This window comes from Arthrobacter sp. P1_C12_2, assembly GCF_056406415.1.
This window is the reverse complement of record NZ_JBFUAF010000029.1, coordinates 1-24914: the sequence shown is the minus strand read 5'-3', so window position 1 is coordinate 24914 and position 24914 is coordinate 1. Positions and strand designations below refer to the sequence as shown.

Below are 24914 nucleotides of genomic sequence, written 5' to 3'. Positions count from 1 at the left end.
GATATTGCCGCGGCTTTGCCCGCCGCGTCAGTAACTCATGCCGCGTCAGGGGCAAACTTCTGCCAGGCCGCCTCCCGCCTGGCCGCCCAGCCGCAAAGGGTGCCGCGCCGGCCAAGCTCTGCCAGCAGTTCTGCGAGCCTGTATCCCGGATGATCCCGCAGTGCCTGCTGGTACAGGGCGTCGGCGTAGGACCCGCGGCCCCGGCACCATTCGATCCACCCCCGTGCCGTCACGGCGGCGGCCGTTGACTCCCCGTCACCAAGACCGCCGAGCCGCGCGAGGACCCGTTCGAGCCCGACCATGAGGGTCCAATCCGGGACCGATGGCGCCAGCCCGAGCAGGACCTCCCCGTAACCTGGAACGGCCTCGGCAGCGGGAACGGTGCCGGCTGCGGGGCCGTCGATGGCAGGCGCCTCCGGCCGAGGCGGCCGCGAACCGAACGAGGAACGTGCGGTGTGGTCGGACGTGCCCTGGGACATCGGCCCTGACAGAGGATGGGGCGCCGGTCCGAGCTGCGGGGCGGGCATGTTTCCGGGTAAAGCGGCGGACTCGGGTTCCGGGTCGAACATGCCGAAGTCCTCAGCGCCGCGTTCGGCGGCGGACCGTCCGGCTGCCGCCATCACGAGCACGGCGTCCCGCCATGACGGAATGCACAGACTGGCCCGCAGGTAGCCGGCCAGTTCGGGTGGGAAATCAAGCGGCAAGACCGCGGTCCGGGGATCGGCCGTCCCGGCGCCGCTGGTCCCGGCGTCGGGGACGGCCGCCCCAGAGGCCAGGTCGCCCGGGTTGGGTACACGAACGTCGTCCTGGCCAATGGCGGCCTGCATGGCCATGGTCCAGACATCCAGCACCTGGTCGAATTGGGCGCGGTCCCGCCGTCGCGGGGCGAATTGCTCCGCCCAGCCGCGTTCGGCCAGGCACACGGCGGGGTCCACCGGACGCGGCGCCGGCTGAGTTCCCGGCGCGCCGGGGACGTTGCCTACGCTACTGCCGCGGTAAACCATTTCGGCGTTGAGCCTGCTGTTCCTGATCTGCTCGACCGGCCGGCCGGGCTCCCCACAGCACTCCGGATCAGTACAATACGCGTTGCGCCAGAACTTAGCACCGATAATCCAGGCGTCCCTCAAGGGCAATCCGGCTGCCTCCAGGGCAAGTTCGAGTTCCTTGAGCAGGGCCGTCCACCCAGCGGCGTCGCCGGGACCCGCATCGGTGTCAGTGTCATTGTCGGTGAAGAAGGCCAACAGTGAACCGTCAGCCGCGTCGTCCGCCTGCAGATAGGCCACGGCGTTTCGTGCGAAGCCGGCCAGCGTGTCCCTCCGGCCTGGGCCGCCTCCGGGCTCGGGGAGGTCGACCCGCAAGGTGGCTCCGAGCCTCTTGCCTTGCAAGGTCATGGCCACGAGGCTGTTTTCCGGCCAGTAGCCGAGGGAGTGCGGGATGAACCCCAGGATGTCTTCGGGGCCGGTGATTCTCAAGTGATCGGGAGCGGTCATAGGCCCAGCTTCGCGGCCGCCGCGTCCCCGCGGCAGTACCGGACTGCGCTATGTGGATAACGCGTGGCGGCTCCAGCGCCAAGGGACGGAGTCCTGTCACCCCCGAATGCTGACAGGACCCCGCCCCTTGATGCAGATTATTTCGTTACCGGACGCCCACGGCTGCCGCATTCGCCGCGGCAACTCGGCGAATCTCCTTGACCTTTTCGATCTCCGGGGCCAGCTCCTGCATGCGGGTTGTCAGGTACTTGTCCAGGACCTTGTCCAGCGCGGCGTGGAAACCGGTCTTGTCCCGGCAAACCGCGTCCGTCACGGCGATTCTGAACTCTTCCTGGCCCCCCGCAGTTTTACCGGCATCGGCGGCCTGGCCCGGGTTCGCAAACGAGGCGTATGGGGTTTCCTTCATGCACGCTGTCCACTCGGTGACGGCCTTGTCGATTCCTGAGTCGCCCGAGGCAGACAGGCTGGCCGGGAAAAACGAGTTGTAGGCGATGCCGGTGGCAAGCATGTAGTTTTCCGCGCTGCCGTAGATCTGTGTCATGGCCTCGCCGCGGCATCCGCCGGACGAGGTTCCCATGCCGCCCACCGTGGTCATTGAAGCGGTATCGCCGGGCCCGGTGAGTGCGTTAGTGAAGGCGGGATTGGCGAAGAGTTTGCCGTCGGCGGACCCGGGAGCCGGCTCGTGGGGTCCTTGCGGCCGGGTACTGGCGTAGCCGCTGGCCTTGGCGGCGTCGACCGTGAGCCGTTTGAAGCCGATGGCTCCGTTGAGGTCCAGCGTCAGTTCGGAGCCGGGCGGCGTGTAGTCGAAACCGGCCTTGGCCATGCAGCGCCGGACAGCCTCCTGCATGCCCTTTTCGTCGACGGGATCGGCTGAGGCGTAGGCCTCCGCCTGGCGGATGATCCCTGGGACGGGCTCCGGGGATGCCGTGATCGGCGCGGCCGGGATGGCGGCCGCGGCCAGTGCGGCGCCGGTGCCGAGGATCAGGACGGCAGCGCCGACGATCTTCCTCTTCATGTTGCTCCTTAGGTTGTTTTGGGCAATGCGGTAGCCGGCCTTCGCTGTCCGTGAAGGCGCCTGCAGGTGGGACGGTGTTGGGGGCTAGTTGAGTACGTTGTTTTCGTAGGCAAAGGCGACGAGCTGGATCCGGTTCTTCAGCTTGAGTTTCGCCAGGATGCTGCCGACGTGGGATTTCACGGTGGCTTCGCTGAGCACTAGTGACGCAGCGATCTCGGCGTTTCCGAGCCCTTTGGCGGTCAGGAGGAACACATCGCGTTCCCGCCCGGAAAGGTCCGCCAGAGCGGCGTCGTTCCCGGTCGAAGGTGTCGTGTAGTCGCGCAGCAGTTCGTTGGTGATGGCGGGGGCGATGACCGAGTGGCCCGAGTGGACCGTTCGGATGGCGGCCAGGAGGAAGTCGGGCGTCGTGTCCTTGGTCAGGAAGCCGGCGGCGCCGGCCTGGATGGCGCGGACGACGGCTTCGTCATGCTGGATGGTGGTCAGGACAATGATTTTCGTAGGAGTTCGAAGAGGCGTTTCCAGGATCGTCCTCGTGGCCGTGATTCCGTCCATGACCGGCATCCGGATGTCCATCAGAAGCACGTCAGGGGATTTCTCCTCCACGAGTTCGACGGCGTCCGCCCCGTTGACCGCTTCGCCGACAACATCCATATCCGCTTGGCTCCGCAGGATCATTTTGAGTCCGGCGCTGAACAACGGCTGGTCATCGGCCAACGCAACGCGGATCGGTGCAGCGGTCATGGCTTTGCTCCTTCCAGGGCGTGGAGGCGGGGCTTGTTCGGGGCAGCCGCTGATTGCTGGCCAGGACCTGCTAGTGGAAGGAAGGCCAGCATTTCGAAGGTCTCTTCGCCGCGGACTGTTTCGACCCACCCGCCGACGGCGGCGGCGCGGGCCTTCATTCCTGCTATCCCGCGGCCCGGCGGGGCAGTCTTCGGCGCCGCAGTGCGGATGGTGATCACTGACGAGCGGATACGGACCTCAAGGGACGTATCGGTCCAGACCAGGCGCACGTGCGCGCCCTGGCTGCGGTCCCCGTGCTTGAAGGCATTGGTCAGGCTTTCCTGCGCCAGCCGGTAGACCGTTAGGTGCTGCATGGGGGTCATTTCCCGTGGCTCACCGGTCGTTTCGATCTGGATCGGCATGCCGCTGGAGCTCAGCCGTTCCGCAAGGATCACCAGGTCCTCAGCCTTGTGGGCCGGATGGTCAGTGATCTCCGTGGAGAAGCCTTCGATGAGCCGGCGCGTTTCGACCAGCGCGGTCCTCGCCGATTCTGCGATGACCTTGGAGGCTTCTTCCACGGTTTCCGGTTCTGTGCGGTGGATGAAGCGTATTCCGTCGGCCTGCGCCACGATGACTGTCAGTGAATGCGCCAGGACATCATGCAACTCCCCGGCGATTCTGTTGCGCTCCTGTTCGAGAATGAGCTCGGTCGCGGTCTCCCGCAACCGGGTTTCGGCCGCGAGCTGTGCCCGCCGGCTCCTCGAGGCGCTGTTTACAGCCACACCGACGGCCCAGGCGGCGAGGTTCAGGGCGGCGAACGCCCCGAAGATCAGAAATGCGTAGGTAAAGGTGCGCAGTAGTCCCCTGCCGTATATCTGGCTGGCGAAGATGAAGTTGATCCAGGTCTGGTCGGTGAACCAGTTGATGGTCGTGATGCCGGCACATAGGACAGCGGCAACGGGTGCAACCCACCGGGTGCGGGTTTTCCAGCCGAGCACTGCGAAGAAGATGACCACCGGAACGACGGCGTAGCTCAGCATGCCCGAGAGGAAGACCAGCGGGAAGACCCTAAGGCCCTGTAGGACCAAGGCGGCGAGGACCAGCCCCAGGGCGGCCGCCGGCAGGAGCTCGGCCACCGCGACGCCCGTCAGGAGCGCCAGCAGCAGGGCGCTCTTCTGGTCGAAATGGCGCTCCTCCAGCACAAAGAGTGTCCCCATCAGCAGCACGGCCGTGGCCGGTGCCGCGAGGGGCCTCAGAGACTGGATCGTTTTGAACATGCCTTCACCCTAAGCGGGCTCTTACAAGGAAGGGTCCCATTTCGGGTGAGTTCCAACCCGATGATGAGCAAGTTCCCCCTTAGGGATGACCGATCTGCCGCGAGAGGCGTCACCGCAGTCCAATTTGAGCTGTCCAATTTGATCTGTCCAATTTGATGCAGCGAAGCGATTGTGAGTCTCAGGCAATCCCTGAACGCGCCCAACAAGCGGGGCTGCCCGAACCTGCCAAACAAACGGCTCAGGGCGTGCGGCGGCGCTCCGCGACCAGTCTGCGCTGCTCGGCGAGGGATTTGAGCAGGGGCGGAACCATGACGCCCTGGGCCGCCATCTGGCGCCGGACCTTCCGCCGGGTCGCGAGGATGGCGCCTGCTCCGCCGGCCAGCAGCAGGAACTGCACGCTCAGGGCCACGCGGAACGGATCCAGGCCGTAGAGCTCCCCCTGGGAGAACCCGGTGGCGTGCAGGACGTCGAGCACCAGCCCGATCAGGTAGATGGACACCAGCGCGGCAATGAAGCCGCCCACGTTGACGATCCCGGTGGCGGTGCCGAGCCGGTGGGCCGGGTTGAAGGTCCGGGCGAAGTCGAAGCCGATCATGGAGCCGGGGCCGCCGACGGCGAGGGTCACCACGAGCGCAGCCAGGAGCCAGAGCGGGGCGCGTCCCGGCACCAGCAGAACCGCTGCCCAGGCGGTGGCGGTGCATCCGGAAATGAGCAGCACCATGGTGGAGCGCCGCAGCGGATGCCTGGCAACGAATCTGCCCATCAGGGGTCCGGCGGCGATGGCGCCGGCGACGTACAGCGCCATGAGGGCCGAGACCGTGCCGCGGTCCAGTCCCTCGGCGGAAATCAGGAAGGGGTAGCCCCACGTCATGGCAAAGACTGTGCCGCTGAACTGGACGGTGAAGTGGCTCCACAGCCCGAGCCGGGTACCGGGTTGCCGCCAGGCGTGCGCCAGCGAAATGCCCGTAGCACGCAGCCCCTGGGACTGTGCGGGTGGGGGGTGCCCGGGCGGAAGGTCCTGAAGCAGGATCAGGACCAGCACGACGGCGAGGCCGGACATCGCGGCGAGCGTCAGGAAGGCCGGAGTCCACCCCGCAGAGTGCAGGATCATGGCGAACGGCACCACGCTGAAGAGCTGGCCGAGCTGGCCGGACATGCCGGTCAGTTGCGTCAGCAGCGGAACGCGCCCCGGGGCGAACCAGAGCGGGATGAGCCGGATGACGGAAATAAATGTCATGGCATCGCCGGCGCCCACCAGGACGCGTCCGAGGACTCCACCGGGAATGTTGTCGGCAAAGGCCAGCTGAAGCTGGCCGAGTCCCATGAGGACACCGCCGCCGGCCAGCATGGCGCGGGAGCCGAACCGGTCCACGAGGATGCCTACGGGAATCTGCAGCGCCGCGTAAACCAGCAGCTGCAGCACGGTGAAAAAGGAGATCTCCGCAGCGCTGGCGTGGAAGCGTTCTGTTGCCTCCAGGCCGACCACCCCAAAAGAGGTGCGCTGGCTGACCGCTACGAGATAGGCGAAGATCCCGACGATCCAGATCAGCCAGGCGCGGGGAGAGGTCACTCCCCCATTATGCCCGGTTCATGATAAATAGTATTTATTCGCCGGGTTCTTTACGGGCCAGGTACGCCTCGACGGCGGCACCAAGGGCATCGGCGTTGGGGAGCTGGTCGTTCTCATCGGCCAGCAGCGACCTCCGGACCGTCCCCTCGGCCTTTTCGTCGTACCGGGTCTCCAGCCGTGAGACCACTTGCTGGACCTCCTCGGATGCCTCGATCTGCTCGGCAATCTGCCGGCCCACCTCGCGTCCGGCCTCGCGCAGACGGTCGGTCGGCAGCATGAGCGAGGTGGCCGCGCCCAGGTACTCGAGTCCGGCCACGGCCGCCGTGGGGTACTCGGCTTCGGCCAAGTAGTGCGGCACATGGATAACGTAGCCGACGATGTTTCGGCCGGCCTCCGTCAGGCGCAGCTCCAGGATGTGGCCCACTGCGGCCGGCACCTCCACCGTGGGTTTCCAGACAGAGATTCCCTCGATCAGCTCCGGCCGGTTGCCGTGCACGGTCACACCGACCGGCCGCGTGTGGGGCACGGGCATCGGGATCGAATGGATCCAGGTGACGAGGTTGACGTCGAGTTCCTCGACGAGGCCAACGACGGCGCGCGCGAAGCGCTCCCACTGCAGGTCCGGCTCGAACCCGGCCAGGAGCAGGAACGGGCTGCCCAGCCCGTCGACCAGCCGGTAGAGGGCCAGGCTCGGCGCCTGGTAGTCCTGCAGGTGGTCTTCGACGAAGCTGATCTGCGGGCGCCGGGACCGGTAGTCGATCAGCTGGTCGGCGTCGAACTCGGCGACCATCTCGGCATCGAGCGTGTCCAGCAGTTCAGTGGTGATCTGCCGGACCACGTGGCCGGCGTCGGCGAAGCCGGTGAACCCCATGACGAGGTTGAGTCCGCGCAGTTCGGTGCTGGAGAACAGCGCGTCATCACGGATATAGAGCGACTGGGGATCCAGCAAAGAGCCGGAAATCCGTTCAATCACGGCGTGTTCCTTTCACGATGGCGGCGGTGGGAGAAGCGGGGCGCGATCCGTCATCCGGAAGGTGCCGGGCAGAACTCGCCAGTCAGGCAGATCCGGACGGCCAGTCCCATGGTGCACTCGCCGCACGGCAGCGCCGCTATCAGTACAACGCTCCGGCGCCCGGGCTAATTCCTGCCTGGGGTGTGCTCCAGCTCTCATTCGATTGAATTTCCGCGCGGTCGAGAGACTACGATCGGTGTTGGCCCTAGGGCTAGTTTTGCAGACACCGGGTCGCGTCCCATACCGACGGCGCCCCGGGATCCGTGGCAGGGCGCCAAACATGCAGTTCCTGCCGAATATCACCGAGAACCATCACAGAGAATTGAGGACTGTCCTCGTGGTCAAGAATAGTGAAGTCAAACTTAGTGCAGTCGCAGGGGACTTGAAGAAGTCCCCCAGCGATGCCCTCGTCATCGGCGTCGGACAGGGTCCTGACGGCCCGGTTCTGCTCGACAATCCGCTGACGGCCAAGGCCGCGGAGGCCCTGGCGGAATCACTGAGCGTTCTTGGCATCACAGGCGCGGCGGACCAGGCCCACCGGCTGCCCGGCCTGCCCGAAGTGGGAGCCACCATCCTGCTGCTCGCCGGCGTCGGCAAGCTGTCCACCAAGCAGCCGCTCTCCGAGGAGGCGCTGCGCCGCGCCGCCGGCTCGGCCGTCCGCCAGCTGGCCGGCGTCACCACCGTCACCCTGGCCCTCCCGACGACGACCCTGGCCGAGGTCGCGGCGGTCGCCGAGGGCGCCGCGATGGGCGCCTACTCCTACACGGAGTTCCGGTCCTCCAGGGACGGGCTCAAGGATCCGGTGAAGAACGTCGTCATCCGCACCGACTTCGCCACGGACAAGGCACTGGCGCCGGTCCTGCACCGGGCGTCCCTGATCGGCACGGCCGTGAACGCGACCCGCACATTGGTGAACCAGCCGCCGAGCCACCTCTACCCCGAGTCCTTCGCCGAGGCCGCCAAGGAACTGTCCAAGGGCCTGCCCGTGAAGGTGACGGTCTGGGACGAAAAGCGCCTCGAGAAGGAGGGCTTCGGCGGCATCCTCGGCGTCGGCAAGGGTTCCACCCGGCAGCCGCGCCTCGTGAAGGTCGAATACACCCCGGCGAAGGCCACGGCCAAGATCGCCCTCGTAGGCAAGGGCATCACCTTTGACACGGGCGGCATCTCCATCAAGCCCGCCCTGGGCATGGGCGACATGAAGAGCGACATGGCGGGTGCCGCCGTCGTCCTCAACACCGTCCTGGCCCTCGCGGGCCTGGGGCTGCCCGTCAAGGCGACCGCATGGCTCTGCATCGCCGAGAACATGCCCTCCGGCGCTGCCCAGCGCCCGGCGGACGTCTTGACGATGTTCGGCGGCAAGACCGTCGAGGTCCTCAATACCGACGCCGAGGGGCGCCTGGTCATGGCCGATGGCATCGTCGCCGCCAGCCAGGAATTCCCGGACGCCATCATCGACGTCGCAACGCTAACCGGCGCCCAGCTGATCGCCCTGGGCGACCGCACCGCCGGCGTGATGGGCTCCGACTCTCTCACCGGCGCCATCAAGACCGCCGCGGACCGGGCGGGCGAGCTCGTCTGGCCCATGCCGTTGCCGGACGAGCTCCGGGCCAGCCTCGACTCGCAGGTCGCGGACATCGCCAACATCGGCGAACGCCACGGCGGCATGATGACCGCGGCCGTTTTCCTGCGCGAATTCGTGGGCAAGGGCAAGGACGGGGAACAGATCCCGTGGGCCCACATCGACATCGCCGGCCCGTCGTTCAACAACGGCAGCCCCTACGGCTACAACCACAAACAGGGCACGGGCTGCACCGTCCGCACCCTGGTGGCCTACGTCGAGGACATCCTCGCCAACGCCGTCTAGACCGCATTGCTGCTTTGTGGCCGGGGCGGCGATGCTTCCCCGGCCACAAAGCCGCGTGACACTGGACACAAGCGCTCCACAAACGCCATAACAAGGTGGAGCATGTATTAGTGGTTCGCTAAGGTAAACCTTGTTTCCCAGAAGCAGACCCAAATGTAGTAGTCACAAATGAAAGGGAACCGGCCGGCTGGCACAATCACAGCAGGCAGGTTCCAAGACCAGATGATGCGTACTCTCGTGTCATCGTTCACGCGAGGGAGCGTTTTAGTGGCCGATCAGGCAACTGCGCAAGAATTCGACATCCTGGTACTCGGCGGCGGCAGCGGCGGCTACGCCACCGCACTGCGTGCTGTCCAGCTTGGCCTCACCGTCGGCCTCATCGAAAAAGGCAAGCTCGGCGGCACGTGCCTCCACAACGGCTGTATCCCCACCAAGGCCCTGCTGCACTCGGCAGAGCTGGCCGACCACGCCCGCGACTCGGCCAAGTACGGCGTCAACGTGACTCTTGACAGCATCGACATCAACGCTGTCAACGCTTACAAGGACGGCATCATTGCCGGTAAGTTCAAGGGCCTGCAGGGCCTGATCAAGGGCAAGAAGGGCATCACCGTCATTGAGGGTGAAGGCAAGCTTCAGGGCACCGACACCGTCGTCGTGAACGGCACCGCGTACAAGGGCAAGAACATTGTCCTCGCGACCGGCTCCTACTCCCGCACCCTGCCGGGCCTGGAAATCGGCGGCAAAGTCATCACCTCCGACGAAGCCCTCACCATGGATTACATCCCCAAGAGCGCGATCATCCTGGGCGGCGGCGTGATCGGCGTCGAGTTCGCTTCGGTCTGGAAGTCCTTCGGCGTCGACGTCACGATCGTCGAAGGCCTCCCGTCGCTGGTTCCGAATGAGGACGCCGCGATCGTCAAGGCCTTTGAGCGCGCCTTCAAGAAGCGCGGCATCAAGTTCTCCACCGGTGTCTTCTTCCAGGGCGTCGAGCAGAACGACGACGGCGTCAAGGTCACCCTCGTAGACGGCAAGACCTTCGAAGCCGACCTCCTGCTCGTAGCTGTCGGCCGCGGCCCTGTCACGGCGAACCTCGGCTACGAAGAGGCCGGCATCACCATCGACCGCGGCTTCGTCATCACCAACGAGCGCCTCCACACCGGCGTCGGCAACATCTTCGCCGTCGGCGACATCGTCCCCGGCGTGCAGCTCGCGCACCGCGGCTACCAGCAGGGCATCTTCGTCGCCGAAGAGATCGCCGGCCTCAAGCCGGTCATCGTCGAAGACGTCAACATCCCCAAGGTCACCTACTCCGACCCCGAGATCGCCACCGTCGGCTACAGCGAGAAGGCCGCCAAGGAGAAGTTCGGCGAGGACCAGATCCAGACCCAGGAATACAACCTGGCCGGCAACGGCAAGAGCTCCATCCTGGGCACCAGCGGCCTGGTCAAGCTGGTCCGCCAGAAGGACGGCCCCGTGGTCGGCGTCCACATGATCGGCGCCCGCATGGGCGAGCAGATCGGTGAGGCCGCGCTGATCGTGAACTGGGAAGCCTACCCGGAGGACGTGGCCCAGCTGGTCCACGCCCACCCCACCCAGAACGAATCCCTGGGCGAGGCGCATCTGGCGCTGGCGGGCAAGCCCCTCCACGGCTAGGCAACTCCGCAAGAGAACAGAGCTTGGTGCACCCGGCCCGAAATGCCGGGTGCACTAAGCTCAAACAAGGCAGCAATCATCCGCACTAAAGATCAATAAGGAGAACGGGGACGACATGTCTGAATCCGTTAACTTGCCCGCCCTCGGTGAGAGCGTCACCGAAGGAACCGTCACCCGCTGGCTCAAGCAGGTCGGTGACCGGGTAGAGGTGGACGAGCCGCTGCTCGAAGTCTCCACCGACAAAGTAGACACCGAGATCCCCTCTCCGATCGCCGGCGTGATCGAGGAAATCCTCGTCGCCGAGGACGAGACCGCTGAAGTTGGCGCCCCGCTGGTCCGCATCGGCTCCGGCGACGCCGCCCCGGCCGCTGCCGAGGCTCCTGCCGCCGCACCTGCCGAAGAGGCCCCGGCCGCAGAAGAGGCCCCCGCGGAGGCTCCGGCCTCCGAGGCCCCCGCTGCCGAGGCTCCCGCCGCCCCCGCAGGCGAAGGGCACGACGTCACTCTGCCGGCCCTGGGTGAAAGCGTCACCGAAGGCACTGTTACCCGCTGGCTGAAGAGCGTCGGCGACACCGTAGAGGTCGACGAGCCGCTGCTCGAGGTCTCCACCGACAAGGTCGACACCGAAATCCCGTCCCCGGTTGCCGGAACCCTCCTGGAGATCCGCGTCAACGAGGACGAGACGGCCGAGGTCGGTTCCGTCCTGGCCGTCATCGGCTCCGGCGCCGCAGCACCTGCCGCACCGGCACCCGCCGCGGCACCTGCCCCGGCCCCGGAAGCCCCCAAGCAGGAAGCTCCGGCCGCACCGGCAGCAGCTCCGGCTCCGGCTCCGGCTCCGGCTCCGGAAGCACCCAAGCAGGAAGCACCCAAGCAGGAAGCTCCCGCAGCCCCGGCTGCTCCGGCCGCTTCCGCACCGGCTAGCGCGGAAGCTGCCGCACCGGCAGAGTCCGGCTACGTCACTCCCCTGGTCCGCAAGCTGGCCAACCAGCAGGGTGTCGACATCGCGGCCCTGACCGGCACCGGCGTCGGCGGCCGCATCCGCAAGCAGGACGTGCTGGCAGCTGCCGAGGCGAAGGCCGCACCGGCCGCTTCCGCACCGGCGGCAACCACTGCGGCCCCCGCCGCATCTGCGCCGGCCTCAGGTGCAGTGTCCTCGCTGCGCGGCACCGTGCAGAAGGCCCCGCGCATCCGCCAGGTCATCGCCCGCCGCATGCGCGAGTCGCTGGACATCTCCACCCAGCTGACCCAGGTCCACGAGGTCGACATGACCAAGGTGGCCAAGCTGCGCGCCAAGGCGAAGAACTCCTTCCAGGCCCAGAACGGCTCCAAGCTGACCTTCCTGCCCTTCATCGCCAAGGCTGTCGCCGAGGCCCTGAAGCAGCACCCGAAGGTCAACGCCTCCTACGACGAGGACAAGCAGGAGATCACCTACCACAACGCCGAGCACCTGGCGATCGCGGTGGACACCGACAAGGGCCTGCTGGTTCCGGTCATCTCGGACGCCGGCAACCTGAACCTGGCCGGCCTGGCCGGCAAGATCGCCGACGTCGCCGACCGCACCCGCAACGGCAAGATCGGCCCGGACGAGCTCTCCGGCGGAACCTTCAGCATCACCAACATCGGTTCGGTGGGCGCCCTGTTCGACACCCCGATCATCAACCAGCCGCAGGTTGCCATCCTCGGCACCGGTGCGATCGTCAAGCGGGCCGTAGTGGTCGCCGACGAGAACGGCGATGACTCGCTGGCCATCCGTTCGATGATGTACCTCTCCCTGACGTACGACCACCGCCTGGTCGACGGCGCCGACGCGGGACGCTTCCTGCAGACGCTGAAGGCACGCCTTGAGGAAGGCGCCTTCGAAGCCGACCTCGGGCTCTAGGGTCTAAAAGCACACCGACGGCGACGGCGGTGCGGGCTCCGGTGGGAAACTACCGGGTGCCCGTGCCGCCGCCGCCGTTTTGCTGTTCCGTCCCGAAGGCCGCGGCGGGTCCTACTACAGTGCGTAGAAGACTCTGGCTACACTGATGCCATGAACATCGTCTATAACGTCATGGTCTTCCTGCACATCATCGGCGCCGCCATGATTGTCGGCATCTGGATCGGCCAGATGAAAAAGCCCACCGTCCACCCGCGCCAGTTCGACGGCGCGATGCTGCAGCTGATCACGGGCATCATTATGGTGGGACTGATCCCTGCCCTGGACATGAACGCCAACTACGTCAAGCTCGGCGTCAAGCTCGTCATCGCCCTGATCGTCGGCGTCCTCGCCTTCCTTGGCCGCCGCAAGTACAAGAAGGGCGAGCCGATCAGCAAGGGCCTCGCCAACAGCGTTGGCGGCCTGGCACTGCTCAACGTTGCGATCGCGACCCTGTGGCAGTAGCAAACTGACTGCACCGGCCACGACGGCGCCGCTCCCCCACCGGGGGCGCGGCGCCGTCGTCGTTAAGCCGCCGCTGTTGTGCCGGACCGTCAATCGCCGGCGATGCAGAATTCGTTGCCCTCGGGATCCTGCATGACATCCCAGTGGAAGTCACCAATGTCATTGCCTTCCACGAAACCGGCACCAAGGAATTCGGCCTGGGCGCGCAACGCCGCAGGGTCGGACGCATGGATGTCCAGGTGCAGGCGTCGCCTGCCCAACGTGGGCTCCTGGACCTGTTGAAAGGCCAACTGCGGGGCTCCGGGGCCGGCGGGCTCCAGCCAGACGAACTGTTCGAAGCGCGAGGAGACCGCCGTACCCAGCAGGGCGGCCCAGAACAGCGCCAGGCGCTCGGCGTCGACGGCGTTGACCATGATCGTGGCGATGCGTGCCGACGGCGCCGCAGGCGCTTGCGCATCTTCGGTAATTTCCATGACGCCACTGTACGGACGACACTGCACGGGTCACAATCCTCTAACAGCGGACAACCCGTGCGCGGGCGGCGACGAATCCCTAGGATTGGACACGGCACGGTCCGGCGCTTCGCCGGGTCGCGGATTCACAACGACGAGGAGTGGACATGGCAGCAACACGCACCGCACATACTGTATGGAATGGCGATCTGATGACGGGCGCCGGCAACACAACGTTGGACAGCTCCGGACTGGGTAACTTCGATGTCACCTGGAAGGCGCGCGCCGAGGCCTCCGAGGGCAAGACCAGCCCCGAAGAGCTCATCGCTGCGGCGCACTCAGCCTGTTACTCCATGGCCTTCAGCCTGGCCGTCGCGCAGGCCGGCCACACCCCCGAGGAAGTCAACACCAAGGCAGATGTCACCTTCGTGCCCGGCACAGGCATCACGGACAGCCACCTGACCGTCAGCGCGCGGATCCCGGGAATCTCCGAAGACGAATTCCAGCGCATCGCTGAGGAAGCCAAGGTGGGCTGCCCCGTCTCCGCCGCCCTGACCGGCATCAAGATCACCCTGGACGCCACTCTGGCCTCCTAGCCCCCGCCGCGGTTCACGGCCCGCAGTACAAGGCCGGTAGAGCAAAGGCCCCCGCCCTGGAACGTCCAGGGCGGGGGCCTTCGCCATTGGTCCCTCGCCGTCGGGCGGGACCGCCTAGGCCTGGCCGGCCTGCTGGCGCGCAGGCAGCGGTGCGGGCCGGACCCTGCGGTAACCCTCGCGCAGCGGCGGACGGTCCGTGGGCAGTTCCTGGATCATTTCCTTCAGCGCCCCGATTCCGTACTCCAGCTGCGGGTCGGTGCCTGCGGCGTAGGCGTGCGGCGGGAAGGTCACCTCGATATCCGGGGTGACGCCGAAGTTTTCCACGCCCCAGCCGACGCCACCGGCGAACCAGGTGGCGTAGCGCGGCTGGGTGACGCCGGTGCCGTCCGCCAGCGCGAAGCGGTTGTCGATCCCGACGACGCCGCCCCAGGTGCGGGTGCCAATGACGGGCCCGATCCCCCGCAGCTTGGAGACCTGCGTAATGATGTCGCCATCGGAGCCGGCGAACTCATCCGTGAGGATGATGACCGGCCCACGGGGAGCGTGGTGCGGGTACGTCCGCGGCTTTTCCCCGCGGGGCATGCTCCAGCCGGTGACTTTGCGCCCGATGAGCTCGGCCACCAGCTGGGAGGTGTGGCCGCCGCGGTTGCGCCGGACATCGACGATCAGTCCGTCCAGGGCCGTTTCGGTATCGAGGTCCCGGTGCAGCTGGGCCCAGCCGTTGGCCATCATGTCCGGGATGTGCAGGTAGCCGAACGTCCCGTTCGAGGCTTCCCGGACGGTCCGCCGGTTGCCGGCGACCCACTCCTGGTAGCGCAGGCGCTCCTCGTCCTTGACCGGGACAACGGCCACGCGGCGCTGGGCGCCCGCGGCCGCGCCGTGGCCGGCGCCGTTGCGCAGGGTGAGTTCCACCGCGCGGCCGGCCGCACCGACGAGCTGCACGGCCGGGGTCCGCGTTTGCGTCAGTTCGACACCGTCGATCGCCAGCAGGACATCGCCCGGCTTGGCGTCGGCGCCGGGCCGGGTCAGCGGCGAGGTGGCCAGCGGGTCCGAGGACTCCCCCGCGAGGATGCGGGTGATTTCCCAGCCTTCGCCGGTGAACGCCAGATCCGCGCCGAGGCGGCCCTGCGGGCTGCTGCCGTTCTCGGCAGCTGCCACCGGGCGGACGTAGGCGTGGGACGTGCCGAGCTCGCCGTGCAGCTCCCACAACAGGTCCACAAGGTCGTCGTGGGAGCCGAGGCGTTCCACCACCGGACGATAGCGGGCGTGGACGGACTCCCAGTCCTGGCCGGCCATGTCCTCGGTCCAGAAGAAATCGCGCTGTAGCCGCCATGCCTCGTCAAAGGCCTGGCCCCACACGCTGAGCGGGTCCAGCTGCACCCGGATGCGGCCAAGGTCCACCTTGACGAGCTGGCCGGAGTCCTCGTCGGCCTTGGCGCCGGCGGGCGCAACGCGGATCTGCTTGTCCTGGATGAACACGACCTTTTCGCCGTCGCCGGAGAGCCTGTAGCTGTCCAGGGCCTCCACGATCGTGGCAGTGCGGCGCCTGGCCAGGTCATAGCGGACCAGGCTCGGGGCCACGCTCTTGTCCTCGAGGCTCGCGCGGCCCTCTCCGGTGGTGCCGGCGAGCTCATTGTCCAGCCAGAGCAGGGCGCCGGCGACGGCGGTGAGTGCGGCGTAGTTGCCCTGCGGCACCGGGACCCCGATGACGCGGTGGGCCAGGCCGTCGGCGTCGACCCGCACGGAAGGGACGGGTTTGGTTGCTGACTGTGAGCCGGGCGCAGCACCGTCTGTTCCGGCGGCACCTGCTGCGGCAGCGTCGGCATCAGCGTCGAACTGGAGGTCGACGCTCGGGCCGAAGGGCGACGGGGTGTCAGCGGCGAGGGCGACGAGGTACGGCTTGATCGGGCTCGGGAAGGACAGATCGAAGGAGTGGCCGTCGTAGACCGGATCGAAACTGCGGTTGGAGAGGAAGGCGAGGTATTTGCCATCCGGGGTGAACGACGGTGACTCGTCGCGGAACCGGCCGTCGGTGACATCAATGATCGCCGCGCCGGTGCTGCCGTCGATTCTGGTGATCCGGAGCCGGCTGCGGGAACCGAAGGAGGTGACCGGCTCGGACCAGCCGAGCCAGGCGGAGTCCGGGGACCAGGTGAATCCCTCGATGCTGCCCTCGCCGATGCTGCTCAGCTGCGAAATGGTGCCCGTGCGTGTGTCGGCAAGGTAGATGTCACCGAAGGACGTGCCGACGGCGAGCCAGCGCCCGTCCGGGCTGGCTTCGATGGCGCTGGCCCGGCTGGGCTTGGGGAAGTCGATCCGTGTGATCCCGCTGGCGGCAGGAACCGCGTCCACGGCAGTGCCCACGCCGGCGGGGCCGGGCTGGGAGCCGGAGATGGGGCTGGAGCCGGAGCCGTCTATACTAGCCGCGGCCGGGACTGCGGTGACCGGGCTGGACACGGAACTGGCTGATCCTGCGCCGGTCAGCGCGGCTGCGGACACCGGCTTCGGCAACTGCATACCGGCGTCCTCGGACGGCGCGGTGGACTGAGAAGTGGACTGAGAAGTGTCCCGCACGGCCGGTTGCGGCGCCTTCGAGGCTGCCGCAGTCGCGCCGGCCAGGGGCGCTACGATGGCTTTCAGGTACAGGGCCTCGACGCCGTCGTGGTCGGCGACATAGGCGATCCGGCCCTCGCCGAAGGGTCGGGGCAGCCGTGCCCGGACGCCCGGCGTGGCTTCCAGGACGCGGGAAGGGCCGTCCTTGTGCCGCAGCCAGTGGACGGTTCCGTGGGATTCGACGGCACTGGACGCACCCGTGCGGTCCGGTACGACGTCGCCAAGGTGCTTCGAGGGCAACAGCTGGGCGGGGCGGCGCGCTTGCGAGGCGGAGCCCAGCGAGATGTCGAGTTTGACGGCCTCGGCGTCGAGGCTGGGCAGCAGCCAGAGCTCGCCGGCCGATTCGAAGATGACGCGTTCCCCGTCGGTGGCGGCGTGGCGGACGTAGAAGTCCTCGTGGTCCGTGTGGCGCCGCAGGTCGCTGCCGTTGGGCAGCACGGAGTAGAGGTTTCCGTAGCCTTCGTGGTCGGACAGGAACGCGATCCGTCCCTTGACCCACAGGGGATCCGTGAGGTTTCCGTCCAGCGCGGCGGCGAGCCGGACGAATTCGCCGTTTCCGTCGGCGTCGATCCACAGCTTGCCGGCGGCGCCGCCGCGGTAGCGCTTCCACCAGGCGGGCTCACGCGAGAGGACGCTAGCGAGTACCACGGGGCGTTCGTCGCCGACGACGGGGCCGAAGGCCACCGACTCGACCGGGCCGAACAGGAGTTCCTGCGCCCAGCCGCCGGACACGGGGAGGCTGTAGGCGTGGGTGTGCCGGCTGTCGGACTGGCGGAACGCGCTGGTGACCAGGACGTCGCCGTCGGGCGTAAAGCCCTTGACCCGGGTGGAACTGTGGCCGAAGTAGCTCAGCTGGCTGTAGCCGCCGCCGTCGACGTTGGCCGTGACGACTTCCGGGGCCGTGCCTTGGACGACGGTCCAGACCAGGCGCTTGCCGTCGGGGGTGAAACGGGGGTTGCGGGCCGGCAATTGCAGGGAGGACACGCGCCAGGCACGGCCTCCGCCCACGGGTGCAATCCAGACGTCGTCCTCGGCCACAAAGGTGACCAGATCGCCGTGCAGATGCGGGAAACGGAAGTAACTCGAGGGGGTCATCGTTCGATCATAGCCACAACGGCCCCTACGGCCCGGGAGGTTTCGCGGCCGTGCCGGGCATGGTGAGATGGATCATGCGAATCCTTATTGCCGGGGCCTCCGGGCTGATCGGAACCGCCCTTTCGGGCGCACTGCGCAGCGAAGGGCACGACGTCGTCGCCCTGGTCAGGCGTGCCCCCGCGTCCCCAGCCGAGTTCCAGTGGGACCCGGCCGCCGGCCGGATCGACGACACCGCGCTGAAGGGCGCGGACGCGGTGGTTAACCTCTCCGGCGCCGGAATCGGCGACCGGCCGTGGACCCGGGCACGTGTCAAAGAACTCCGCGCCTCCCGGCTGGGGGCTACCCGGACCCTCGCCGCCGCCATGGCGCGCACCGACTCGCCGCCCGCGGTGTTCCTGAGCCAGTCGGCCTCCGGTTACTACGGCAACGCCGGTGCGGCGCTGCTTCGCGAGAACGCTCCGGCCGGCACCGGCACCCTGTCCCGGATCTGCGTCGACTGGGAGGCCGCGGCGCATGAGGCGCCTGCCGGGGTCCGGGTGGTCACGCCCCGCACCGGCGTCGTCCTGAGCCGCTCCGGCGGCGCACTGGGCCGGTTGTTGCCGCTGCTGCGCCTGGGCGTCGGCGGCCCGCTCGGCAACGGGCGGCAGTTCTGGCCGTGGATCACTTTGCCGGATGTGGCCGCCGCCTTTTCCTTCCTTCTCTCGGCGCCCGTGTCCGGGCCGGTCAACGTCTGCGCTCCCGAAACCGCAGACGTGAACTCCCTGATCGCCCAGCTCGCCGGGGCGCTGCACCGGCCGGCGGCGCTGCGGGTACCCGCTCCGGTGCTGCGGCTGGTGATGGGCGAGCTCGCCGAAGAACTGCTGCTCGCGAGCCAGCGGCTGGAGCCGGCCGTCCTGGCGGACAACAGCTTCGCCTGGCAGCACCCGTCCCTCGACGAGGCCGCCGCCTGGGTGGCTGGGCGCGGCTAGCCGCGCAAAACGGGATACCTCTGGAGGAAGAGCGCCAGGGACTCGGCCAATGCTCTGATCTCCCCCGGATCGACGCTCTCGTTCGGCGCGTGGATGAGTGCGAGCGGTTCCTCGACCCCCAATAGGATGATCTCCGCGTCCGGGTAGGTGTCGGCGAGCACGTTACAGAGTGGAATCGATCCGCCTTGCCCAAGGGTTACCATCGGCCTTCCGTAGGCCTCGGACATCGCGGCACTCATGGCCTCAAAGGCCGGGCCGCCGACTGCCGCCTGGAATGGTGCCCCGATCGCCTCTAGGTCCACCGTGACGTGGACACCCCAGGGTGCGGCGGCGTTGAGGTGGTCAACCAACGCCGCGTGGGCCTCCGCGGCCGCCATGCCTGGCGGGACGCGCAGGTTTAGCCGCGCGGACGCCCGTGGCACGATCGACGCCGTCGAGCCGGTTACCGGCGGGCAGTCGATGCCGAGCACGGTGATGGCCGGCCGCGCCCAGAGCATGTCGGACACGCTTCCGTCCCCCAACAACGAGACCCCCTCAAGGACTCCGGCGTCGGCGCGGAACTGCTCGGGCGGATAGGGCGCTCCGGTCCAGGTCTGGGCGTTGTCCAATCCCGTGACCGTGGTGTTGCCTTGCTGGTCGCGCAGTGATGCCAGCATGGCGATCAATCCGGCCAGCGCGTCGGGGACTGCACCGCCGAACATGCCGGAGTGGAGTTCTGACGCCATCGCTTCCACGGTCACCACGACATTGACCATCCCCCGCAGGGTCACGGTCGCCGCGGGGTGTCCCACTGCGGCGTTGCCGGTATCGCAGACCAGGATGGCGTCGGCGCGGAGCAGGTCATGGTGGCTCTCGACGAACGCCTCGAGCCCACCGGTGCCCTGTTCCTCCGACCCTTCGACCACCAGCTTCAGGTTCACTGGTACGTCGTTGCCAAGCGCCCTGAGTGCGAGCAGATGGGCAACGATGTTGCCCTTGCAGTCGGCGGCGCCCCGGCCGTACCAGCGCCCGCCCACTTCAGTGAGTTCGAAGGGCGGGGTCCGCCATGCCGAATCATCGAGGGGCGGCTGCACATCGTAGTGCGCGTAGAGGAGTACGGTCGGCGCGTAGGGATTGGATCCCGGCCTGGAACCGACCACCGCATCGGAGCCGTCCGGGGTCCGCGCGCGGTGCACGTCGGAAAATCCGAGGCCGGCGAACTTGTCCAGCACCCACTGGGCGGCCTTGGCGCACTCCTCCGGGGGGAACTGCCGCGCATCCGCCACCGACCTGATGGCCACGAACTCGGCGAGTTCCTCCCGTGCCGGAATCATCAGATCCGTGATGCGGGCGCGCAGGTCCACGGCTCACGCACCGCCCGTGTTTGTGGTCTTGAGGTCGTCGATGAACTGCTGGAATTCAGCGAGCTGGTCCGGGCAGTAGATCTTGATAATTGCGAGCTCGCCCTCGGCGATCCGGGCGTTCGCGATCACCGGCCTGTTTCCAGGTCCGGTCGCCCCGTTCGTCAGCTGGCTCTGGAACGTGGCCCGGCTCAGGGCGTCGTTCGGATTCGCGCACACCGCGCCGCCGTCGTCGCCGAGCACCCGGGCTATCTGCTCGCGCGAGGGTGCCGTCCCGCCGGCTGATTCGATCTCCGCTATCAGCTGGTCGGCCTTCGCCAGGGATTGTTGGGTCTCCCTCGCCGACTTGAAGTTCAGCAGTGCGACGACGGCGAACACCACGAGCAGGACCATGGCAACGATGTAGATGACCGTGCGGCTGCGCTTGGTCGAGGACTCCTGACGCGTGCTCATGACTCCGGGACCTCCGTCTGCGCTTCTTGGGCGGGCAGCTTCCAGGAGGGCTTGCGGAACCTGTAGAAGAGGAACGGCACGAGCAGGCCGAGCCCCAGTGCGCCGCCGCCGACGATCAGGAAATAGACGAGCGGATCGCCGTTGCCGAACTGCGACGGCGGGACGAACCCGACAAGCAGTGCGGCCAGGGAGGCCGCGAATCCGACGCCGCACAGCCCGATCAGCATCGGCGCCCGGTAGCCACGCGGGTGGTCCGGGTCGTTGCGGCGGAGCCGGACCGCGGCCACGAACATCAGCAGGTACATGATCAGATACACCTGCGTGGTGATCACCGAGAAAATCCAGTAGGCGCTGGAGACATCCGGGATCAGCGCGTAGCCGAGCGCGATCACGGTGGTGACGAGCCCCTGGACCACCAGGAGGTTCTGCTGGATGCCGTTCTTGTTCAGCTTTTGCAGGAACGGCGGGAGATAGCCTTCCTGACGCGAGATCAGCAGCAGGCCCTTGGACGGACCGGCCAGCCACGTCAGCATGCCGCCGAGGGAGGCAGCAACCAGCATGATGCCGAGGATCGGCGTGAGGCCTTGCAGGTTGAAGGACGCCAGCACCGCGTCGAAGGCCTGYATGACACCCGCTGTAAGGGAGAGCTCATCGGCCGGGACGATCCAGCTGATCGCCAGCGCCGGCAGGATGAAGATCATCAGTACGAGTCCCATCGCCAGGAACATCGACTTCGGGTACTCCTTGGGCGGGTCCTTCAGGGAGGACACGTGCACCGCATTCATCTCCATGCCGCTGTAGGACAGGAAGTTGTTCACGATCAGCACCAGGCTGGCCAGCCCGGCCCACTCGGGGAAGAAGTTTGCCGCGGTCATCGGAGCGGCGGACGGATTGCCCTCGCCAAGGAAGACTAGACCCAGGATGACGAGCAGGGCGCCCGGGATCAGCGTGCCGATGATCAGGCCACCGCTGGCCAAGCCTGCCACACCCTTCGTGCCGCGGGATGAGACATACACGCCCGCCCAGTAGAACACCACGATCACCGAGGCCGTCCACACGCCGCTGCTGGCCAGCGCCGGGTTGAAGACGTAGGCGAGCGTGCTCGCGACGAACCCCAGCAGGGTCGGATAGTAGAAAATCGTCATCGCGAACTGGCACCACACCGCCAGGAAGCCCATCGGTTTGGAGATTCCGGACGATACCCAGTTGTAGACGCCACCCTTCCATCCTGAAGCCAGTTCAGCGGACACGAGGGAAGTCGGCAGGAGGAAGACGATCGCGGGAACGATGTAGAGGAAGACTGAAGCGAGGCCGTAGACGGCCATGGTCGGGGCCGCACGGAGACTGGCCACCGAACTCGTGGTCATCAGCGCCAGAGCCACCCAGGAGATCCACACGGCCGGAGGCGCCTTCGGCCGGCTCAATGCCTGTTCGCTCACGTAATCCACACCCTTGGGTGCACCGTGGTCTGTGCCACGGGCCAGACGGGGATAAACCGCCTGGGGCGAGTAGTCGACGGTTTGAACATGCCACTGCCCCCTTATCACACAAAGTGCTCGGTGCCTACAGCATGGACCTTAGAACTTGCCGGGAATAGTTCCCATCTCCTCTGTACGCCGGGTCGCCGGGGTGATAATTTGCATGGCTTCGGGTGCGTTTCCAGGTTCAAGGCCCCGGGGGTAGAACGTCCTGGATCCGCCAACGCCCATCGACGGGCACCAGGACGAGGTGAAGCTGCTGCGCGGAGCCTCCGGGAACTTCAGCCACCAAGGCGCCGTTCCCATCGACTTCCCGGTACGCGGACGGCTCGGTTGTGATGGCCACTACGGCCCGGGCGGGGCTGCTGTCCGCGGTGGTTGCGATCCGGGTCAGGGAGGTCGAGAATCCGGCGAGGACATGCCCGGAGGCGCCGAGCTGAGCTCTGATCCGCCCGTCCGAGGCGGCGGCGGCCGACTCCGGGGCGTTGACGGCATCGAGCAGGCTGAAGTCGCCGGAGCTGAGTGCGAGCGAACGGAGCCGGGCCAGGCCGCGGACTGCCTCCGCAGGGTCGGCTGAGGCCAGGAGTGCCTCAAGATCGGGAAGGATGGCGGTGGCCCCGCTGCCGTCCGTGGAGGGCGGCGATTCGCCCGCAGCGCCCTCCGACGGTGCCGCCTGCCTCTCCTGACCCGCGGCAACTCCTGCCTGCACCGGCACACCCTCGCCCGGGCCGAACCACGGAAACAGCCCGGGAACGGCGTCGGAGGCCGGCCCGCCGCCGGCCAGCAGCCAGGTGCCAGCCAGCAGGGCCGCAGCTGCGAGACCGAGCGGCAGGGCCCGCCGCGCGGGGGTCCCTCGGAATCCGCGGTGGAGGCCGGCCGCCCGGACAGTGCCTGAGCGCCGGCCAGGACCGGACTGCACGGCCCTGCGTGTGAGCAGCTGGGGGATGACCGTGGGGTGCACGGAGACGGACAGGTCGACGGGCTCCGCCCGGGCGCTGCGGTAGACCATTGCGGCAAAGTCCGCAGCCGGGGGACGCTGCCGCCGCTCCCCACCAAGCCCCGCTTCGAGGGCCGCCACCAACGTTGCAGGAACCTCCGGCGCCAGCAGGCTCAGCGGTGGACGTTCCGCCCCCGGCTCCGGAGCCCGTCCGGTGAGGCAATACCAGCCCAGGGCTGCCAGGGAGTAAATGTCGCGTTCGGGCTGAAGTCCGGCCCGCACAGCGTCCACGGGGGCGGGATCGCGGAATCCTGCTGTGCCGGCTTCCGCGACCGGTGTGGCGTCGGCCACCATGCGCGCGACGCCGAGATCGGCCAGCAACGGTTTGCCGTCGGCCGTAAAGAGCACGTTGCCGGGGGCCACGTCACTATGGGTGAATCCTTGGCCGTGGAGGTATGCCAGGGCCTGCGCGATGGGAGTCAGGACCGTTACGGTTTCACCGGGACCCAGGCGTCCGCGGCTTCCCACGAGCGTCGCCAGCGAGCCGCCGGGCGCGTAGTCCAGCACAAGTCCCAGACCGCCGCCGCCAGCGTCGTGAGCCTGTAGGCGCACCACGGCGTGCGCGCGGACCAGGTGGCTGTGTTCCAGGGCGGAGAGGATCCGGACTTCGCGCCGCATGCCGTCCTCCCCTTCGGCTTCCTCCGGTGCGGTCCGGCCGGCGTCGAAGCATTTCAGGGCGAACTCGCGGCCCGTGGTCTTTTCGGTGGCGAGCCAGACCGTGGCGCTGCCGCCGCGCCCCAGCAGGCGTCCGACGTCGTAACCGGAAACCTCGGGAGCCGCACCGGCGGCCGGCGGGTAATCTTCCATACCCAAGGAATAGTCGATTGCGCGGAATCGTGCAGAAGTTATCCACAGGCATGAGAGCTTAAGCACACAAACGGGCCGTGGGTGCCGCGGGGTCTAAGCTTGATGCCATGACTCTTGAGTTCAAACAGCTGGGCCTCGCCCCGGACTTCATCGATTACACGCGCGGCTGGGACCTCCAGCGCGAATTGCATGAAAAAGTCCTTGCGGGCACCGCGCCCAGCACCGTACTGCTGCTCGAACACTCCGCGGTCTACACCGCCGGCAAGCGCACAGAAGACCACGAACGGCCCTTTGACGGAACTCCCGTGGTCGCGGTTGACCGCGGCGGCAAGCTCACCTGGCACGGCCCGGGCCAGCTCATTGGCTACCCCATCATCAAACTCCGGAACAAGGCTGGCATCCGCGACTACGTGGAGCGGCTGGAAGCGGTCATTATCGCCGTCCTGTCCGACTACGGCATCGACGCCGTCCGGATTAAGGGCCGCGCGGGCGTCTGGATCGAACAGGACGAAAAGGGTCCGGACCGCAAGATCGCGGCCATCGGCATCCGCGTCAACGAGGGCGTCACGATGCACGGCTTCGCGATCAACTGCAACAACGATCTCGCCCCCTACGGCCAGATCATTGCCTGCGGGATCAGCGACGCCGGAGTCACCACCATCACCCAGGAACTAGGCAGGGACGTCACCCCGGCGGACCTCGTGTCGCGGATCACCGAAGAACTGCGCAACAATGAACAAGCCCTAGTTGCAACCCCAGAAGGAGCTCTACTGTGACACTGGCACCAGAAGGCCGGAAGATGCTGCGCATTGAGCAGCGAAACGCGGCCACACCGGTGGAACGGAAGCCGGAATGGATCAAGGCCAAGGTCCAGATGGGCCCCGAGTTCGTCCAGCTCAAAAACCTCGTCAAGAAGGAAGGCCTCCACACCGTGTGTGAAGAGGCCGGCTGCCCGAACATCTTCGAATGCTGGGAAGACAAGGAAGCCACCTTCCTGATCGGCGGCTCCGAATGCACCCGGCGCTGCGACTTCTGCCAGATCGACACCGGCAAGCCCTCGCCCGTGGACATGTTCGAGCCCACCAAGGTGGCCCGCTCGGTCCAGGCCATGCAGCTGCGCTACGCCACCGTGACCGG

Annotated in this window: 19 protein-coding genes and 1 pseudogene; 8 read left to right on the top strand and 12 right to left on the bottom strand. The window is 67.3% G+C overall.

Going from position 1 to position 24914, the window contains the following annotated elements:
* Nucleotides 1–35 precede the first annotated feature (35 nt).
* The 6 genes from AC1DZQ_RS21400 to AC1DZQ_RS21375 all read right to left on the bottom strand — a co-directional run bounded on the left by AC1DZQ_RS21400 (nt 36) and on the right by AC1DZQ_RS21375 (nt 7045).
* Nucleotides 36–1490: a DUF4192 family protein gene (locus tag AC1DZQ_RS21400; RefSeq protein WP_476965397.1), complete on the bottom strand. Its 1455-nt coding sequence runs from the start codon at nt 1488–1490 to the stop codon at nt 36–38.
* Between the two features lie 145 nt (nt 1491–1635).
* On the bottom strand, nt 1636–2505 hold the full coding sequence (locus tag AC1DZQ_RS21395) for a hypothetical protein (protein WP_476965396.1): 870 nt from the start codon (nt 2503–2505) through the stop codon (nt 1636–1638).
* A gap of 84 nt (nt 2506–2589) precedes the next feature.
* The gene (locus AC1DZQ_RS21390; protein ID WP_476965395.1) at nt 2590–3246 is read right to left on the bottom strand and encodes a response regulator; all 657 of its coding nucleotides are present in this window, start codon (nt 3244–3246) and stop codon (nt 2590–2592) included.
* Nucleotides 3243–4502: a sensor histidine kinase gene (locus AC1DZQ_RS21385; RefSeq protein ID WP_476965394.1), complete on the bottom strand. Its 1260-nt coding sequence runs from the start codon at nt 4500–4502 to the stop codon at nt 3243–3245. The genes AC1DZQ_RS21390 and AC1DZQ_RS21385 overlap by 4 nt, the downstream gene beginning before the upstream one ends.
* 238 nt (nt 4503–4740) lie before the next feature.
* Nucleotides 4741–6072, bottom strand: a complete 1332-nt coding sequence (locus AC1DZQ_RS21380; RefSeq protein WP_476965393.1) for an MFS transporter — start codon at nt 6070–6072, stop codon at nt 4741–4743.
* A 34-nt stretch (nt 6073–6106) separates the two neighbouring features.
* Entirely contained in the window at nt 6107–7045 is a 939-nt protein-coding gene (locus AC1DZQ_RS21375; RefSeq protein WP_476965392.1) for a proteasome assembly chaperone family protein, read from the bottom strand.
* Nucleotides 7046–7421: 376 nt separating this feature from the next.
* On the opposite strand from AC1DZQ_RS21375, the gene AC1DZQ_RS21370 reads away from it, so the two are divergent.
* The 4 genes from AC1DZQ_RS21370 to AC1DZQ_RS21355 all read left to right on the top strand — a co-directional run bounded on the left by AC1DZQ_RS21370 (nt 7422) and on the right by AC1DZQ_RS21355 (nt 12978).
* Nucleotides 7422–8948, top strand: a complete 1527-nt coding sequence (locus tag AC1DZQ_RS21370; RefSeq protein WP_476965391.1) for a leucyl aminopeptidase — start codon at nt 7422–7424, stop codon at nt 8946–8948.
* A gap of 267 nt (nt 8949–9215) precedes the next feature.
* Nucleotides 9216–10601, top strand: a complete 1386-nt coding sequence (lpdA, locus tag AC1DZQ_RS21365) for a dihydrolipoyl dehydrogenase (RefSeq protein ID WP_476965390.1) — start codon at nt 9216–9218, stop codon at nt 10599–10601.
* A 115-nt stretch (nt 10602–10716) separates the two neighbouring features.
* Nucleotides 10717–12477, top strand: a complete 1761-nt coding sequence (sucB, locus tag AC1DZQ_RS21360) for a 2-oxoglutarate dehydrogenase, E2 component, dihydrolipoamide succinyltransferase (RefSeq protein WP_476965389.1) — start codon at nt 10717–10719, stop codon at nt 12475–12477.
* Nucleotides 12478–12627: 150 nt separating this feature from the next.
* The gene (locus AC1DZQ_RS21355; protein WP_476965388.1) at nt 12628–12978 is read left to right on the top strand and encodes a hypothetical protein; all 351 of its coding nucleotides are present in this window, start codon (nt 12628–12630) and stop codon (nt 12976–12978) included.
* 89 nt (nt 12979–13067) lie between these two features.
* Here the strand turns inward: AC1DZQ_RS21355 and AC1DZQ_RS21350 are convergent, their stop codons facing one another.
* On the bottom strand, nt 13068–13451 hold the full coding sequence (locus AC1DZQ_RS21350; protein ID WP_476965387.1) for a VOC family protein: 384 nt from the start codon (nt 13449–13451) through the stop codon (nt 13068–13070).
* Nucleotides 13452–13597: 146 nt separating this feature from the next.
* Here AC1DZQ_RS21350 and AC1DZQ_RS21345 point away from each other — a divergent pair, with 146 nt between their 5' ends.
* Complete coding sequence (locus tag AC1DZQ_RS21345; RefSeq protein WP_476965386.1) at nt 13598–14026, top strand: OsmC family protein; 429 nt, start codon at nt 13598–13600, stop codon at nt 14024–14026.
* 114 nt (nt 14027–14140) lie between these two features.
* Here AC1DZQ_RS21345 and AC1DZQ_RS21340 read toward each other — a convergent pair whose 3' ends face one another.
* Nucleotides 14141–17734: a S41 family peptidase gene (locus AC1DZQ_RS21340; RefSeq protein WP_476965385.1), complete on the bottom strand. Its 3594-nt coding sequence runs from the start codon at nt 17732–17734 to the stop codon at nt 14141–14143.
* Between the two features lie 74 nt (nt 17735–17808).
* Between AC1DZQ_RS21340 and AC1DZQ_RS21335 the strand changes: the two genes are divergently transcribed.
* Nucleotides 17809–18702, top strand: coding sequence for a TIGR01777 family oxidoreductase (locus AC1DZQ_RS21335; protein WP_476965384.1), 894 nt, complete (start codon nt 17809–17811; stop codon nt 18700–18702).
* Here AC1DZQ_RS21335 and AC1DZQ_RS21330 read toward each other — a convergent pair.
* The 4 genes from AC1DZQ_RS21330 to AC1DZQ_RS21315 form a co-directional block, all read right to left on the bottom strand.
* Nucleotides 18699–20045: a M20/M25/M40 family metallo-hydrolase gene (locus tag AC1DZQ_RS21330; protein ID WP_476965383.1), complete on the bottom strand. Its 1347-nt coding sequence runs from the start codon at nt 20043–20045 to the stop codon at nt 18699–18701. The genes AC1DZQ_RS21335 and AC1DZQ_RS21330 overlap by 4 nt on opposite strands.
* A gap of 3 nt (nt 20046–20048) precedes the next feature.
* Nucleotides 20049–20495 carry a hypothetical protein gene (locus AC1DZQ_RS21325; RefSeq protein ID WP_476965382.1) on the bottom strand — a complete coding sequence of 149 codons (447 nt, stop codon included), beginning with the start codon at nt 20493–20495 and terminating at the stop codon, nt 20049–20051.
* A complete protein-coding gene (gene gadC / locus AC1DZQ_RS21320) occupies nt 20492–21934 on the bottom strand; it encodes a glutamate/gamma-aminobutyrate antiporter GadC (RefSeq protein ID WP_476965381.1) in 1443 nt (480 codons plus the stop codon). Before gadC ends, AC1DZQ_RS21325 begins: the two co-directional genes overlap by 4 nt.
* A gap of 226 nt (nt 21935–22160) precedes the next feature.
* Nucleotides 22161–23777, bottom strand: coding sequence for a serine/threonine protein kinase (locus AC1DZQ_RS21315; protein WP_476965380.1), 1617 nt, complete (start codon nt 23775–23777; stop codon nt 22161–22163).
* A gap of 107 nt (nt 23778–23884) precedes the next feature.
* Between AC1DZQ_RS21315 and lipB the strand changes: the two genes are divergently transcribed.
* Nucleotides 23885–24553, top strand: a complete 669-nt coding sequence (gene lipB, locus AC1DZQ_RS21310) for a lipoyl(octanoyl) transferase LipB (RefSeq protein WP_476965379.1) — start codon at nt 23885–23887, stop codon at nt 24551–24553.
* A pseudogene (locus AC1DZQ_RS21305) lies at nt 24550–24914 on the top strand (lipoyl synthase); the annotation flags it as partial. The gene lipB and the pseudogene AC1DZQ_RS21305, both read left to right, overlap by 4 nt.